This window comes from Streptomyces sp. SAS_270 (assembly GCF_052543295.1).
The window spans coordinates 60,381-75,633 of record NZ_JBMNDS010000050.1 but is presented as its reverse complement, the minus strand read 5'-3'; the positions used below and the strand labels follow the sequence as shown (position 1 = coordinate 75,633).

Below are 15,253 nucleotides of genomic sequence, written 5' to 3'. Positions count from 1 at the left end.
GGCACACNTGCCGGGGCCGCCTCTCGCGTGTCCGCTGTCCGCGAAGAGCGGCAGCGGCCGCGGAGGGGCAGAATGCGTGAGGTGAACGCCGAAACCCGGAGGGTGACCCAGCGGCCGCGCACCGGCGCGGGCACCCGCACGGGCACGGAGGCCGCCGCCGTGCTGCGACGGCTCGCCGTCCCCGCCGGTGTGCTCGCCGCCGTCGTCGGCTCCTTCGCGTACGTCGGGGCCGTCGACCCCAACCAGCCCGGCCACTACCCCATCTGCCCGCTGCTGCGGTACACGGGCCTGTACTGCCCCGGCTGCGGCGGCCTGCGCAGCGCGCACGCCTTCGTGCACGGCGACTTCACGACGGCGCTCACGGACAACGCGGCCGCCGTTTGCGGGTATCTGCTCTTCGCGGTGGTGTGGTCCGTCTGGGTGGTCCGCTCCGCACGCGGGCGACCGCTGCGGCTCGACCTCGGATCGGTCCACCTCTGGGCGGTCGGCGCGTTGCTGCTGGTCTTCACCGTTGTCCGGAACCTGCCGTTCGGTGGCCGGCTGCATCCTTGATCAAATGACAAATGTCCAGGTAGTGGGACCGGCGTCAACCGGATGTGAGGCCTAGCCCTTCCTCCGGATACCATCGCAGTGACCGTTCAACCGTCCACCGTCAGGAAGGGGGCCGCTCGCGTGAGTGTGCTCGACGAGATCATCGACGGCGTCCGTGCCGACCTCGCGGAACGGCAGGCGCGCGTCAGCCTCGACGAGCTCAAGGAGCGCGCGGCGAAGGCTCCGGCGGCCAAGGACGGCCTCGCCGCCCTGCGCGGTGACAGCGTCAAGGTCATCTGCGAAGTCAAGCGCTCCAGCCCCTCCAAGGGCGCGCTCGCCGCGATCGCCGACCCGGCCGCGCTCGCCGCGGACTACGAAGCGGGCGGCGCGGCCGTCATCTCCGTACTGACCGAGCAGCGGCGCTTCGGCGGCTCGCTGGCCGACCTCGAGGCCGTCCGGGCCCGGGTCGACATCCCGGTCCTGCGCAAGGACTTCATCGTCACGTCCTACCAGCTGTGGGAGGCCCGTGCGTACGGCGCCGACCTCGCGCTGCTGATCGTGGCCGCCCTCGACCAGGCCGCCCTGGAGTCCCTCGTCGAGCGGGCGGTGTCCATCGGACTCACCCCGCTGGTCGAGGTGCACGACGAGGACGAGGTCGAGCGCGCGGTGGACGCGGGCGCCAAGGTCATCGGCATCAACGCGCGCAACCTGAAGGACCTCAAGGTCGACCGCACCACGTTCGAGCGGGTCGCCCCCGAGATCCCGTCCGGCATCGTCAAGATCGCCGAGTCCGGTGTCCGGGGACCGCACGACCTGATCGCGTACGCCAACGCCGGCGCCGACGCGGTCCTGGTGGGCGAGTCCCTCGTCACCGGCCGCGACCCGAGGACCGCGGTCTCCGACCTGGTCGCCGCGGGCGCACACCCCGCGCTGCGGCACGGTCGCGGCTGACGTCCGGCTAGGCTTGGCCCCGATGAAGCCCACGACCACCATGACGCCCACGGACCGGTACGCCCGCCTCGCGCGCGGCTGCCGTCCCCGCGGCTGCCGCGCGCCCGCACGCCGGGTCCACGGCCGCCGCGTGCGGTACGTCATCGGGGACGAGCCGGGCCAGGTGAACGGCATGCGATGGCAGCGCCCCGTGAGGGGCGCGGGGCTCTATTTGATGTGCGGCTACCGCCGCGCGGGCGCGATCAGGCGCGTCCGTCCTTCGGTCGTCTGACGAGCCCCGCCCCCACGGCGATTCGGTTGTCAAAAACAACTCACCGTGAGGTTTCCGCATGCCCAGCGAGTTCTTCATTCCCGACCCCGACGGTCAAATCCCCAGCGCCGAGGGCTACTTCGGCGCGTTCGGCGGCAAGTTCATCCCGGAGGCGCTGGTCGCCGCCGTGGACGAGGTCGCCGTCGAGTACGACAAGGCGAAGCACGACCCCGAGTTCGCCCGTGAGCTGGACGACCTGCTCGTCCACTACACAGGCCGCCCCAGCTCCCTCACCGAGGTCCCGCGGTTCGCCGAACACGCCGGGGGCGCCCGGATGTTCCTCAAGCGCGAGGACCTCAACCACACCGGCTCGCACAAGATCAACAATGTGCTGGGCCAGGCGCTGCTCACCAAGCGGATGGGCAAGACCCGCGTCATCGCGGAGACCGGAGCCGGTCAGCACGGCGTCGCCACCGCCACCGCGTGCGCGCTCTTCGGGCTCGAGTGCACCATCTACATGGGCGAGATCGACACCCAGCGCCAAGCGCTCAACGTGGCCCGGATGCGCATGCTCGGCGCCGAGGTCATCGCCGTGAAGTCCGGCTCCCGCACGCTCAAGGACGCGATCAACGAGGCGTTCCGCGACTGGGTCGCCAACGTCGACCGCACGCACTACCTGTTCGGGACCGTCGCCGGGCCGCATCCCTTCCCGGCCATGGTGCGCGACTTCCACCGGGTGATCGGCGTCGAGGCCCGGCGGCAGATCCTGGAGCGCGCCGGACGGCTCCCCGACGCGGCCGTGGCCTGCGTCGGCGGCGGCTCCAACGCCATCGGCCTCTTCCACGCCTTCATCCCGGACACCGACGTACGCCTCATCGGCTGCGAGCCCGCCGGGCACGGCATCGAGACCGGCGAGCACGCGGCCACGCTGACGGCCGGCGAGCCCGGCATCCTGCACGGCTCGCGGTCCTACGTCCTCCAGGACGAGGAGGGCCAGATCACCGAGCCGTACTCGATCTCGGCCGGTCTGGACTACCCGGGCATCGGCCCCGAGCACTCCTACCTCAAGGACAGCGGCCGCGGCGAGTACCGCGCGGTCACCGACGACGCGGCCATGCAGGCCCTTCGCCTGCTGTCGCGCACCGAGGGCATCATCCCGGCGATCGAGAGCGCGCACGCGCTCGCCGGGGCCCTGGAGGTCGGCAGGGAGCTGGGCAAGGACGGGCTGATCATCGTCAACCTGTCCGGCCGCGGCGACAAGGACATGGACACGGCCGCCCGCTACTTCGGCCTCTACGACACGGACGCCTCCGTGGCCGCGGACGCCGACAGCGACATCGCCGAGATCGAGGGGGACGCCAAGTGAGCGGCAACATCCAGCTGTTGAGCGACACCCTGGCCGGCGCGAAGGCCGAGGGCCGCTCCGCTCTCATCGCCTACCTCCCGGCCGGGTTCCCGACCGTGGACGGCGGCATCGAGGCGATCAAGGCCGTCTTCGACGGCGGCGCGGACGTCGTGGAGGTGGGCCTGCCGCACAGCGACCCCGTCCTCGACGGACCCGTCATCCAGACCGCCGACGACATCGCGCTGCGGGGCGGCGTCAAGATCGCCGACGTCATGCGGACGGTCAAGGAGGCGTACGAGGCGACCGGGAAGCCGGTGCTCGTGATGACGTACTGGAACCCCATCGACCGCTACGGCGTCGAGCGCTTCACCGCCGAGCTGGCCGAGGCGGGCGGCGCGGGCTGCATCCTGCCCGACCTGCCGGTGCAGGAGTCGGCGCTGTGGAGGGAGCACGCCGAGAAGCATGGCCTCGCGACCGTCTTCGTCGTCGCCCCCAGCAGCAAGGACGCCCGGCTCGCCGACATCACCGCGGCGGGCAGCGGCTTCGTGTACGCGGCCTCGCTGATGGGTGTCACGGGCACCCGGGCGTCGGTGGGCGCGCAGGCCCAGGACCTGGTGCGGCGCACCAAGGCAACCACGGACCTGCCGGTCTGCGTCGGCCTCGGCGTCTCCGACGCCGCCCAGGCCGCCGAGGTCGCCGGCTTCGCCGACGGTGTGATCGTCGGCTCCGCCTTCGTGAAGCGGATGCTGGACGCCGCCGACGAGCAGGCGGGCCTGGACGCCGTACGGGAGCTCGCGGGCGACCTGGCGAAGGGTGTGCGCGGCACGGCTTAGCACGCACGGCGTTCGGGCGAGCGTGTGTGCCCATGTGGGCATGTCGTACGAATAGCTCGAACGGGTGGACCTGGGACCGGGGGGGGGCGCTGCGCCTCCCCGGTTCGTTCTGCCGGATGTGAGCGAGAAGAACCGTGAGGGAAAGCGCACCGCCCGCGAGAAGCTGGCGGTCGAGCGAGAGAAGCAGAAGGCCGCGGAGAAGCGCCGCCGTGCCGTGATCGTGGGCGCCTCGGTGGTGTGCGTCCTGGGGCTCGCGGCGGTGGTCGGAGTCCTTGCGGCGAACTCCGGCAAGGACTCCAAGAGCGACTCCGCGGGCCCGGCCGTGGCGCCCTCCGGGGCGACGGGCAAGGACGGCCTCGCGATCCCCGTCGGCAAGGACGCCGCCAAGTCGACGCTCACCGTGTGGGAGGACTTCCGCTGCCCGGCCTGCCTGGACTTCGAGACCAGGTATCGCCCGACGATCCATGAACTGGTCGCCGCGGGACAGCTGAAGGTCGAGTACCACCTGGTCACCCTCATCGACTCGGCCCGGGGCGGCAGTGGCTCGCTGCGCGCCGCCAACGCCGCGGCCTGCGCGCAGGGCGCCGGTAAGTTCACCGCCTACCACGACGTCCTGTACGACAACCAGCCCAACGAGACGCAGGACGACTTCTCCAGCAACAACAAGCTCATCGACCTGTCGGGCAAGGTCGACGGCCTGGACACGCCGGCCTTCCAGAAGTGCGTCAAGAACGGCACGCACGACAGCTGGGTCCAGAAGTCGTACGCCGCCTTCCAGAACAGTGGCTTCACCGGCACCCCGACCGTGCTGCTGGGCAGCAGGAACATCTACGCCGACCAGACGATGACACCGGCGAAGCTGAAGCAGATGGTGGAGGCGGAGAACAAGGGCTGAGCCCCGCACCGGCCCCGGTGCGCCCGGCCGCCTCGCGGGTCGGGGGCGTCGCACGTTATGGACCCGTTGCCGGGCTGCTTGCCGTGGGTGGTGCCCGGCACGGTAGCGTCGACCCTGCCATGGAACTTGCCTACATCCCCAGCCCGTCGCACGGTGTGCTGCATCTCGGCCCCATTCCGCTGCGCGGCTACGCGTTCTGCATCATCATCGGCGTCTTCGTAGCCGTCTGGCTCGGCAACAAGCGCTGGATCGCCCGAGGCGGGCGGCCCGGCACGGTGGCCGACATCGCGGTCTGGGCCGTGCCGTTCGGCCTGGTCGGCGGCCGGCTCTACCACGTGATCACGGACTACGAGCTGTACTTCAGCGAGGGCCGTGACTGGGTCGACGCCTTCAAGATCTGGCAGGGCGGCCTCGGCATCTGGGGCGCGATCGCGCTCGGTGCGGTGGGCGCCTGGATCGGCTGCCGCCGCCGGGGCATTCCGCTGCCGGCCTGGGCCGACGCCCTCGCCCCCGGCATCGTCTTCGCGCAGGCGATCGGCCGCTGGGGCAACTGGTTCAACCAGGAGCTGTACGGCAAGGCCACGGACGTTCCGTGGGCCCTGAAGATCACGTCCTCGACGGACGGCCGCGTCCCGGGCACGTACCACCCGACGTTCCTGTACGAGTCGCTGTGGTGCGTCGGTGTCGGTTTCCTCGTCATCTGGGCCGACCGCCGGTTCAAGCTCGGCCACGGGCGGGCGTTCGCGCTGTACGTCGCCGCGTACTGCGTGGGCCGCGGCTGGATCGAGTACATGCGCGTCGACGACGCCCACCACATCCTGGGCCTGCGTCTCAACGACTGGACCGCGATGGTGGTCTTCGTCCTCGCGGTGGTCTACATGGTGCTGTCGGCGCGGCTGCGGCCGGGGCGCGAGGAGATCGTCGAGCCGGGCGCTGCCGACGAGGGTGAGGCAGCCGGTGAGGCCGACGCCGGTGACACGGCCGCCGACGGTGAGGCCGAAGCCGACGCCAAGACCGATGCCGATGCCGACGCCGACGTCGATCTCGCCAAGAAGGCGGACGCCGAGCCTGCGGAAGCCGCCGAGCCCGCGGAGCCTGCCGAGTCCGCTGAGTCCGGCGAGTCCATGAAGGACGAGGCAGAGTCGGCCAAGAAGAGCTGAGCTTCGCTCGTACGTCGAAGGGGGCGCCGGATCGTGGATCCGGCCCCCCCTTCGTGTGCTGCGCTCAGCCCGAGCGGCGGGCCAGCGCCAGCGTGCGGTGGGCGTCTGCCACGACCGCCGCGTCGATGAACCGGCCGTCGGGCAGGGCCTGGGCGCCCGGGTGGGCCGCGGCGGCCTTCGCGATGGTTTCGGCGGAGGCGATCTCGTCCGGGGTGGGGAGATAGGCCCGCTCGATGACGGGGAGTTGGCGGGGGTGGATGGCGGCCCGGCCGAGGAAGCCCAGGGCGCGGCCGTGGGCGCAGGAGGCGGCGAGGCCGTCGAGGTCGCGGGTGTCGGGGTGGACGGACTGCGCGGGCGGGGCCAGGCCCGCGGCCCGTGCGGCCACGACGACGCGGGCACGGGCCCAGTCCAGGCCGGTGTCGTCGCGTACCCCCAGGTCCGCCCGGAGGTCGGCCTCGCCGAGGGCGATGCCGTGCAGCGCCGGGTGGGCGGAGGCGATGGCGAAGGCCTGCTCCACGCCGAGGGCCGTCTCCACGAGGGCGTACAGGGGAAGCGCGCCACCCCCGGCGGGAGCGGCGCGCTCCGCGACCCGTACGACATCCGAGGGCGAGGTCACCTTCGGCAGCCGCAGCCCTGACAGGCCGGGCAGCGAGGAGAGGGCCCTGAGGTCGTCCTCGGCGGCGGGACTGCCGAGGGCGTTGATCCGCACATGCACCGGGACGGTCGGCGGCTCGGTGAGCAGCTCGGCGGTGGCCGCACGGGCGTACCCCCTGCGTTCGGGGGCGACGGCGTCCTCCAGGTCGACGAGAACGACGTCGGCCCCGGCGACCAGGGCCTTCGCCACGACCTCGGGGCGGTCGCCGGGGACGTACAGCCAGGTGAGGGGGAAGGAGGCGGGGAGCGCGTGCGGGGCGGTCACAGGGCTCCCTCCGTTCTCAGGGTGTTGATCTCGGTGGGGGTCAGGCCCAGTTCGGTGAGGACTGTGGTCGTGTCGGCGCCGTGCGGGCGGCCCGTCCAGCGGATCGCGCCGGGGGTGGCGGAGAGCCGGAAGAGGATGTTCTGCATGCGCAGCGGGCCCAGTTCGGGGTCCTCGACGGTGGTGATGGTGTCCAGGGCGGCGTACTGCGGGTCGGTCATCACATCCCGTACGTCCTGGATCGGGGCCACCGCGGCCTCCGCCTTCTCGAAGGCCTCGACGACCTCCGCGCGGGTACGGGCGGCGATCCACGCCCCGACCGCCTCGTCGAGGACGTCCGCGTGGTGGGCGCGGTCGGCGCCCGTCGCGAACCACGGCTGCTCGATCAGGTCGGGGCGGCCGACCAGCCGCATCACGCGTTCCGCGACCGACTGCGCCGAGGTGGACACGGCGACCCATGAACCGTCCGCCGTGCGGTAGGTGTTGCGGGGCGCGTTGTTCGCGGAGCGGTTGCCGGTGCGGGGCTGGACGTGGCCCAACTGGTCGTACCAGAGCGGCTGCGGGCCGAGGACCGTGAGGATCGGCTCGATGATCGCCATGTCGATCACCTGGCCCTGACCGGTCGTGTCGCGGGCCCGGAGCGCGGCCATCACCGCGTACGCCGTCGCCAGGCCCGCGATCGAGTCGGCGAGCCCGAAGGGCGGCAGGGTCGGCGGCGCGTCCGGTTCGCCGGTGATGGCCGCGAAGCCGCTCATCGCCTCCGCGAGCGTGCCGAAGCCGGGGCGGCGCGCGTACGGGCCGAACTGGCCGAAGCCGGTGACCCGGGCGAGCACCAGCCGGGGGTTCGCGGCCGACAGCTCCTCCCAGCCGAGGTCCCACTTCTCCAGTGTGCCGGGGCGGAAGTTCTCGATGATCACGTCGGCGGTCGCGGCGAGGCGCAGCAGGGTCGCTCGGCCGCCGGGCCGGGACAGGTCGAGCGTGATCGTGCGCTTGTTGCGGCCCAGCAGCTTCCACCAGAGGCCGACGCCGTCCTTGGAAGGGCCGTGTCCCCGGGACGGGTCGGGGCGGCCCGGATGCTCGACCTTGATCACTTCGGCGCCGAAGTCGCCGAGCATGGTGGCGGCGAGCGGTCCGGCGAACAGCGTCGCGAGGTCGAGGACGCGCAGGCCGCTGAGCGGGCCGAACTCCGTGTGCGCGCCCGCGGGTCGGGCCCCTGCCCGGGCGCTCATGAGGTGTGCTGCTGCGGCTGTCGCGTCTGCTGCGACGCCTGCGTGTCGATCTCGGGGCGGTACGGCATCGAGGACGACGCCCCGAGCCGCTGCACCGAGAGGGAGGCCGCCGCCGACGCCCACGCCAGGGCCTCCCCGACCGGCCTGCCTTCCGCGAGTGCCACGGCCAGGGCTCCGACGAAGGTGTCGCCCGCGCCGGTCGAGTCCACGGCGGCCACCCGGGGCGCGGGCACGGCGAACGGCTCGGTGCCCCGGGCCGCGTACAGGCTGCCGGCCGCGCCCAGCGTGATCACCGCCTCCGGCACCAGGTCGAGGAGCGCGGTGGCCGCCTGCTGGGGGTCGGTGACTCCGGTGAGGGTGGCGGCCTCCAGCTCGTTGGCCACCAACAGGTCCGTGACGGCGAGGAGTTCGGCAGGCAGCGGCTGGGCGGGGGAGGGGGTGAGGACGGTGCGTACCCCGTGACGGCGCGCGGCCTCGGCGCCCACCCGAACGCCGGCGAGCGGGATCTCCAGCTGGAGGAGGAGCGCGTCGGCGCCGGCGATGAGACTCTCGTCGCCGGGGGCGAGGTGGTCGACGGTGCCGTTCGCGCCGGGGATGACCACGATCGCGTTGCCGCCCTCGTCGTCCACGACGATGTGCGCGGTGCCGGACGGGCCCTCGATGGTGCGCAGATGGTCGGTGTCCACGCCCGAGTGCTCCAGGGTGGCGCGGAGTTGGCTGCCGAACGCGTCGGCGCCCACCGCGCCGATCATCGAGACGTCGGCGCCCGAACGGGCCGCGGCGATCGCCTGGTTGGCGCCCTTGCCGCCCGGGACCGTACGGAACTCCCGCCCCGTCACCGTCTCTCCGCGCTGCGGGGCCTTGGCGACGTACGCGACAAGGTCCATGTTCGTGCTGCCGAGCACGGCGATCTGGGTCAACGCATCTCCCGGTGGGTGAGGTGGGCGAGGGTGTCGAAGCCCGTGCCGTTGAAGTCGGCGACGGAGGTGGCGAGGCGGTTCTTGAGGGGGGTGGTCCAGCGGTCGGGCAGGGCGGCGGGGTCACCGGCCAGCAGGCCCGCGATGCTTCCCGCCGTCGCGCCGTTGGAGTCGGTGTCCAGGCCTCCGGACACCGCACGGCAGACGGAGCCGGTGAAGTCGCCGTCCGCGTGGGTGAGGGCGGCGGCGATCAGGGCGGTGTTGGGGATGGCGTGGACCCAGTGGTACGCGCGGTGGGTGGCGTGCAGTTCGTCCACCACGGCGTCGAAGTCCTCGTGTCTCAGGGCGACTTGGACGGCATGGCGGACCGCCCGGGCAAGGCGGGAGTCGGGCGGGACGACGGTGAGGCCGGTGCGCAGGCAGTGGTGGACGTCGTGGCGTCCGGTGGCGGCCTCGGCGATGGTGGCCGCCGTGAACATCGCGGCGTAGACGCCGTTGGCGGTGTGGGTGAGGGTGGCGTCGCGGTAGGCCTGCTCGGCGGCGCCGGCCGGGTCGCCGGGGTTCGTCCAGCCGTGCACGTCCGCGCGGATCAGTGCGCCGATCCATTCGCGGAACGGGTTGCGCAGGCGGGCCGTGTGCGGGGGCTCGATGCCGGAGAGGAGGTTGCGGTAGGCGATGCGTTCGGCGGTGAACGTACGGCCCGCGGGGAGTTCGTCCAGCCAGAGGCGGGCCACGTCCGCGGTGGTGAAGTCGCGGCCGTACCGCTGGAGCAACAGGACGTTGAGGAGGGGGTAGTTGAGGTCGTCGTCCTCCGGCATGCCGTCGATGTTCTCGGCGAGGGAGGTGGTCGCGGAGCGGCGGTTCCACGGATAGGCGGTGGTCAGTTCCGGGGGGAGGCCCTTCGCGGTGAACCAGGTGTGCAGGGGCCAGTTGCCGGTGGCGCGGGCGAGTCGGCGGATGCCTTCCAGCGGCAGCTTCTCCACCGGTTTGCCCAGGAGGCACCCTGCTGCTCTGCCCAGCCAGGCTGCTTCCAGGCGGAGGAGGGATGCGTTCGCCGGGAGACGCGCAGGAGCGGCGGGCGGCGCGGGCCAGTTCGGGCAGTGCGCCTTGATCCGGGCGGCGCTCGTCGGCTCCTGATCTGTCAACTTGCCGGGCAGGTCCGCCAGTTCGTCGAGGAGGTCCTCTGCAAGGACCCGGAGGTAGGGAGACGCCGGAGCCGGTGAGGCGCCCGCGGTGAGCGGGGCCTCCGGGCCGCCCGCCGCGCGCCAGCGGGCGGCGATCGCCGACGGCTCGCGGCCGTCCTGTGCCGCCTGGCGGAGTTCATGGCCGAGGAGGTCCTCGGGCTGCACCCAGGTCAGTCGGAGCATCTCGCGCCTCCGAGCTGGGCGAACGCCGACTCGTGGGCGCGGCGGCGGCTCAGGTCGCGGGCGAAGATCTCGGCTGCCACCCGCGTGAGCGTCACCGCCGGGGCGTGCAGATCGAGGCGGCTCGCCTCGCCGACCGTCTTGGCCCAGTCGCGCGGGACCTCCGAACCGAGCGCGCCGGCGAGGGCGCCCGCCATGGTGGCGATGGAGTCGCAGTCGCGGCCGTAGTTGACCGAGCCGAGGACGGCGTGCCGGTAGTCGCCGCCGGAGACCACCAACATGCCCAGCGCGATGGGGAGTTCCTCGATCGACCGGATACGGGAGGGCCGGCGGGCGTCCAGCGAGGGCGTGCGGTAGTCGGGGCCCACCGTGTCGTAGGGAGCCACGGCCTCGCGCAGCGGGCGCAGTGCCGACTCGAAGTCCTTGTAGCGGGCGGCGACTTCGCAGACCGTCTCGATCGCGGCACGTGTGCCGTCCTTCGCGAGGGCCAGGCATGCCGCGACCACCGAGTCGGGGTCCGCGTCCGGCGCGCAGGCAGCCGCCACCCCCGCCGCGAAGACGGCGGCGGCCTCCCTGCCGTACGAGGACTGGTGCGCGCCCGCGACGTCCAGCGCCTCGGCGTACGCGCCCGCCGGGTTCGCCGCGTTGACCAGGCCGACCGGGGCCATGTACATCGCGGCACCGCAGTTGACGATGTTGCCGACCCCTGCCTCCCGGGGGTCCGCGTGGCCGTAGTGGAGGCGCGCCACCAGCCACTTCTCGGCGAGGAAGATCCGCTGGAGGGGGAGCGCCTCGGCCTCCAGTTCGGGGATCCAGCGCGGGGTCGTCATCAGGTCGGGGACGAGGTGCTCGGCGACCGCGTACGCGTCGAGGTGGTCGCGTACGGCGCCGTAGACCCGTACCAGTGCATGGGTCATCAAGGTGTCGTCGGTGACGTGCCCGTCGCCCTTGTGGTACGGGGCGATGGGGCGGGCGGTGCGCCAGGTGTCGCCGTTCCAGGGGCCGACGACGCCGTGCACGCGGCCGCCGTGGCGCTCGACGATCTGCTCGGGGGTGTAGCCCTCGACGGGACCGCCGAGCGCGTCGCCGACGGCGGCTCCGACGAGGGCGTGGTCGATCCGCTCATCAAGGGGTGTTGTGGGCGTCATGTCCCGAATCATCCTCCTGGTGTGCCCCGTTCCTCTGATTCCAGGAGCTCGGCGAGTTCCACCAGGTCGGTGCCCGTCAGGCGGGGCAGGGCGCAGCCCGAGAGGATGCGGCAGGCGTCGCGCCAGGACGCGGGGAGCGCGGCGCCGCCGCCCAGTGCGCCGGTCAGGGCGCCCGCGAGGGCGGGGGCGGAGTCGGCGACGCGGGACAGACAGGCGGCGGCGGGCACCGCCTCGGCGATCCGGCCGCGGGAGGCGAGGGCGAGGGCCAGGGCGACGGGGACGGTCTCGGCGGCGGCGATGCCGTAGCTGTAGACGTGGTCGACGATCTGGTGCTCCAGGAGCGGGACGAGGCCGAAGGCGCTGTCGGCGCCGTGTGCGAGTGCGACCGCGTGCCGGGCGTTGCGGCCGATCTCCGTCGCCTCGGGCAGCTCGGCGAGCGCGGCCGTCACACAGGCGTCGACGTCGGCGCCGGCGAGGGCCTGTGCGAGCGCCGCGGCCATGGCACGGGCGCCGTGCACGCCGTCGCCGTCCTGGGTGTAGCGGGCGTCGAACTCGGCGAGTTCCGCGGCGCGTCGGGGGTCGCCCCGGTGGGCCACGGCGAGCACGCAGGCCCGTACGCAGGCGGCGTCGTCGAAGTAGTGGGGGTTGTCGTGGCCGGTGGCGGGTGGACGCAGCCCGGCGGCGAGGTTGCCGAGTCCGGCCCGTACGGAGATCCGGGCGCGCAGCGGCAGCAGCATCGACTCGGCCTCGGCGGCGCGGTCGGCGGCCGCGGCGACCTCGGCGGCGACGGCGTTCCACGACAGGTCGATGGCCGCCCGCATCCGGCGCTCCCGGCTCAGGTCCTCCAGCGCGCTCCCGTCCGCGGCCCGCAGTACGGCCTCGGCCGCGAACGCCGCCCACTCCGCGTCGTCCGACGGCCCGAGCCGCAGCGGCTCCGGCGGCTGGTTCAGCGCGATGGGCACGGGCAGTGTGGTGGTGGCGTTCTGCTCGGCGAACGTGTCCAGCTCCCGTGTCAGCCGCCGCGTCCACTCGGGCATCCGCGCGGCACGGTGCCTTGCGGCGGGCCACCCGGCGGCGTCGCCCGCGGCGAGGCCGAGCAGGAGGCCCTCGATACGGCGAGGGTGGGGGCGTCGCGTTCCGGCCTCGGCTGCGCCTTCGGCCCGGCTCTTCCCACCCGCACCACCCGTGCGGCTTTCCTCGTCGGGTGCGGGTGGCCCCTGCGGGGCGTCCTCGCCGTCGGCGGCCGCGGGTCCGTTCGGCTTCGCCCTCACCGGTCGCTCGGCGGTAGCCGTCTCGGGTGGCTTCTGCGGGGCCTCCGCCTCCGTGTGCGGCTCCGCCGCCGACGCGGCGCCCTCGCCGGGCTCGTCTGCCACCAGCCCGGGTCTCACGCCTCCACCTCGTCCTCGTCGGAGGCCAGTACGAACGCGTCCGGATCCCGTACGAGCCCGACCCCGGCCCCGTCCCGCACCCCCGTCCCCCATTTCCCGTCCTCGCCCGGAGTCAGCAACTCGGCGATGTCCAGGACGTGGTGGCCCCGCATGGAGGGGAGGCAGCTGCCGCGGGCCGGGCCGATCGCCGCGGCCCAGGCGGCGGGGATCGACGAGGCGCCCTGTGTCGCGCCGGCCAGCGCGCCCGCGACGGCTGCCGTGGTGTCGGCGTCGCGGCCCATGTTGACGGCGGTGAGCACGGATTCCGTGAAGTCGCCGTCGGCGGCGGCGTACGCGCCGAAGGCCAGGGCCACCGCTTCGGGCGCGAGGTCGGTCCAGGGGTAGCCGCCGATGACGACCGCCGAGCGGACCGCGCGTTCGCCGCGGTGGGCCACGGCGACGGCGCGGCGCAGCGAGCGGGCCGTCCAGGAGTCGTCCGGGATGACGGCGAGCGCGGAGGCGACCACCGCGATGGTGGGGGCGCCCGCCATCGCCGCGGCGACGCCCGCCGCGACGGCCTGGCCGCCGTAGATGCCCTCGCCGTCGTGGCTGACGGAGCCGTCGATCGCCACCAGCCGGGCCGCCTCCGCCGGGCGGCCCGCGGCGAAGACCCCGAAGGGGGCCGCGCGCATGGCGAGTCCGTCGCTCCAGGCGTGCCGGTGCTGGGCCGAGATGGGCGCGGCGAGACCCCGGCGGAGGTTCTCCAGCGTGCCCCGCTCGCTGAAGCCCGCCCCGCGGAACGGTCCCTCGTCGCGGTCGGCGATCCACTGGTGCCAGGCCGCCTCCACATGGGCGACCGTGAGCGCCGAGCCGTGCCGGGCCAGCAGGAGCCCGGAGAAGATCGCGTACTCGGTGTCGTCGGTGCCGGCCGGGTTGTCGCTGACGTACCCGGTGATGCGGCCCCAGCGGGTGCGGATCTCGGACGGCTTCATGTTCTCCGCGGGCGCGCCCAGCGCGTCCCCGACGGCGAGGCCGAGCAGCGCCCCGTGCGCGCGTTCGCGGAGTCCGGCGCCGCCGGGCGCCGGGGCCGAGGGAATGCAGGCGATGGAAGCCATACGGTGCCTCTCCTTCTCAGGGCACGGACCCCCTTTGCGGATCTGTGCCACCTGAGTGGTTCGGCAGAGCCTCGCGAGCCCCAGCGTCACCCGGACGACATCTGTGCAGCCATGATCACGAATGAGCGTGGGCGGGTAAAAGTGCAGGTTAGCCCAGCCTTTCCTTGCTGGCGGGAAGGAATTTCCGAACGTACTGTGGGCGTTGTCAAAGAGTAGAACTTGTCCAAACTTAGCTTTGGCTAAGCTTCCTGGGGGGACCTGGCATGGCCATCATCGACACCGAGGCGACGCTGCACGAGGCGCACCGTGACAACCACACCCACCGTGATGTCAACGGTGGCTGGCTGCGCCCCGCGGTCTTCGGTGCGATGGACGGACTCGTCTCCAACCTCGCCCTGATGACCGGTGTCGCGGGTGGCGACGTCTCGCACCGCACCATCGTCATCACCGGCCTGGCGGGGCTCGCCGCCGGTGCCTTCTCGATGGCCGCGGGCGAGTACACCTCGGTGGCCTCGCAGCGCGAACTGGTCGAGGCCGAACTCGACGTGGAGCGCCGGGAGTTGCGCAAGCACCCGATGGACGAGGAGCGCGAGCTCGCCGAGCTCTACGAGGCCCGTGGCGTCGAGCCCGAGCTCGCCCGCGAAGTCGCCAAGCAGCTCTCGCGCGACCCCGAGCAGGCCCTGGAGATCCACGCCCGCGAGGAGCTGGGCATCGACCCCGGCGACCTGCCCTCGCCGGGCGTCGCCGCCGTGTCGAGCTTCGGCTCCTTCGCGCTCGGCGCCCTGCTGCCCGTCCTCCCGTATCTGCTGGGCGCGGCGGCCCTGTGGCCCGCGCTGCTGCTCGCGATGTTCGGGCTCTTCGCCTGTGGTGCCGTCGTGGCCAGGGTGACCGCGCGATCCTGGTGGTACAGCGGGCTGCGGCAGCTCGCTCTGGGTGGCGCCGCGGCGGGTGTGACGTACGCCCTGGGCAGCTTGTTCGGTACGGCCGTAGGATGATGCGGCACGCTACTTATGCGAGGGACCGCATAAATAGTTGTTACCCGGCGGTTTCGATCGTTTGACCAACGGGCATTAGCCGTAAGCGCCGCAGGCAATGACGCCTGCACCGCACCTTCGTGGCGGGCGACGACGCCTGCCACGATTCGGCCCGTCGGGCATCGATCTGTCCGCTTGGGCCCCTTAACTTCCACCGCTGTGCGCGGTACCCCACCGCCACCCTGCGGTGTCCGCATG

The 15,253-nt window shown here is 72.9% G+C and carries 15 protein-coding genes; 8 read left to right on the top strand and 7 right to left on the bottom strand.

All coding sequences use genetic code 11. From position 1 onward, the window contains the following. The first annotated feature begins 72 nt into the window (after positions 1-72). The 7 genes from ACN6LB_RS28715 (at position 73) to lgt (ending at position 5,965) form a co-directional block, all read left to right on the top strand. Positions 73-552 (top strand): DUF2752 domain-containing protein, encoded by a 480-nt coding sequence (locus ACN6LB_RS28715; protein ID WP_445028414.1) that lies wholly within the window; start codon positions 73-75, stop codon positions 550-552. Between the two features lie 120 nt (positions 553-672). Further along, positions 673-1,482 (top strand): indole-3-glycerol phosphate synthase TrpC, encoded by an 810-nt coding sequence (trpC, locus tag ACN6LB_RS28710; protein WP_356140192.1) that lies wholly within the window; start codon positions 673-675, stop codon positions 1,480-1,482. A gap of 22 nt (positions 1,483-1,504) precedes the next feature. Further along, positions 1,505-1,753: a tryptophan biosynthesis modulator TrpM gene (gene trpM / locus ACN6LB_RS28705; protein WP_356140191.1), complete on the top strand. Its 249-nt coding sequence runs from the start codon at positions 1,505-1,507 to the stop codon at positions 1,751-1,753. Between the two features lie 58 nt (positions 1,754-1,811). Next, entirely contained in the window at positions 1,812-3,098 is a 1,287-nt protein-coding gene (gene trpB / locus ACN6LB_RS28700; RefSeq protein WP_445028413.1) for a tryptophan synthase subunit beta, read from the top strand. Next, positions 3,095-3,910, top strand: coding sequence for a tryptophan synthase subunit alpha (gene trpA / locus ACN6LB_RS28695; protein WP_356140189.1), 816 nt, complete (start codon positions 3,095-3,097; stop codon positions 3,908-3,910). Before trpB ends, trpA begins: the two co-directional genes overlap by 4 nt. Positions 3,911-4,028: 118 nt before the next feature. Further along, entirely contained in the window at positions 4,029-4,805 is a 777-nt protein-coding gene (locus tag ACN6LB_RS28690; protein ID WP_356140188.1) for a DsbA family protein, read from the top strand. A 119-nt stretch (positions 4,806-4,924) separates the two neighbouring features. Next, entirely contained in the window at positions 4,925-5,965 is a 1,041-nt protein-coding gene (gene lgt, locus ACN6LB_RS28685; RefSeq protein ID WP_445028412.1) for a prolipoprotein diacylglyceryl transferase, read from the top strand. 64 nt (positions 5,966-6,029) lie between these two features. On the opposite strand, the gene ACN6LB_RS28680 is transcribed toward lgt, so the two are convergent. The 7 genes from ACN6LB_RS28680 to ACN6LB_RS28650 are packed head-to-tail and all read right to left on the bottom strand — an operon-like array spanning position 6,030 to position 14,021. Then, a complete protein-coding gene (locus ACN6LB_RS28680) occupies positions 6,030-6,884 on the bottom strand; it encodes an HpcH/HpaI aldolase/citrate lyase family protein (RefSeq protein WP_445028411.1) in 855 nt (284 codons plus the stop codon). Then, complete coding sequence (locus tag ACN6LB_RS28675; RefSeq protein WP_445028410.1) at positions 6,881-8,110, bottom strand: CaiB/BaiF CoA transferase family protein; 1,230 nt, start codon at positions 8,108-8,110, stop codon at positions 6,881-6,883. The genes ACN6LB_RS28680 and ACN6LB_RS28675 overlap by 4 nt, the downstream gene beginning before the upstream one ends. After that, complete coding sequence (gene rbsK, locus ACN6LB_RS28670) at positions 8,107-9,030, bottom strand: ribokinase (RefSeq protein WP_445028409.1); 924 nt, start codon at positions 9,028-9,030, stop codon at positions 8,107-8,109. The genes ACN6LB_RS28675 and rbsK overlap by 4 nt, the downstream gene beginning before the upstream one ends. Beyond that, a complete protein-coding gene (locus tag ACN6LB_RS28665) occupies positions 9,027-10,394 on the bottom strand; it encodes an ADP-ribosylglycohydrolase family protein (RefSeq protein WP_445028408.1) in 1,368 nt (455 codons plus the stop codon). Before ACN6LB_RS28665 ends, rbsK begins: the two co-directional genes overlap by 4 nt. Next, the gene (locus tag ACN6LB_RS28660; RefSeq protein ID WP_445028407.1) at positions 10,382-11,539 is read right to left on the bottom strand and encodes an ADP-ribosylglycohydrolase family protein; all 1,158 of its coding nucleotides are present in this window, start codon (positions 11,537-11,539) and stop codon (positions 10,382-10,384) included. The genes ACN6LB_RS28665 and ACN6LB_RS28660 overlap by 13 nt, the downstream gene beginning before the upstream one ends. 8 nt (positions 11,540-11,547) lie before the next feature. Continuing rightward, positions 11,548-12,927, bottom strand: coding sequence for an ADP-ribosylglycohydrolase family protein (locus ACN6LB_RS28655; protein WP_445028406.1), 1,380 nt, complete (start codon positions 12,925-12,927; stop codon positions 11,548-11,550). Further along, positions 12,924-14,021: an ADP-ribosylglycohydrolase family protein gene (locus ACN6LB_RS28650; RefSeq protein WP_445028405.1), complete on the bottom strand. Its 1,098-nt coding sequence runs from the start codon at positions 14,019-14,021 to the stop codon at positions 12,924-12,926. The genes ACN6LB_RS28655 and ACN6LB_RS28650 overlap by 4 nt, the downstream gene beginning before the upstream one ends. A 263-nt stretch (positions 14,022-14,284) precedes the next feature. Between ACN6LB_RS28650 and ACN6LB_RS28645 the strand changes: the two genes are divergently transcribed. After that, a complete protein-coding gene (locus ACN6LB_RS28645) occupies positions 14,285-15,016 on the top strand; it encodes a VIT1/CCC1 transporter family protein (RefSeq protein ID WP_445028404.1) in 732 nt (243 codons plus the stop codon). The last annotated feature ends 237 nt before the right edge of the window (positions 15,017-15,253 follow it).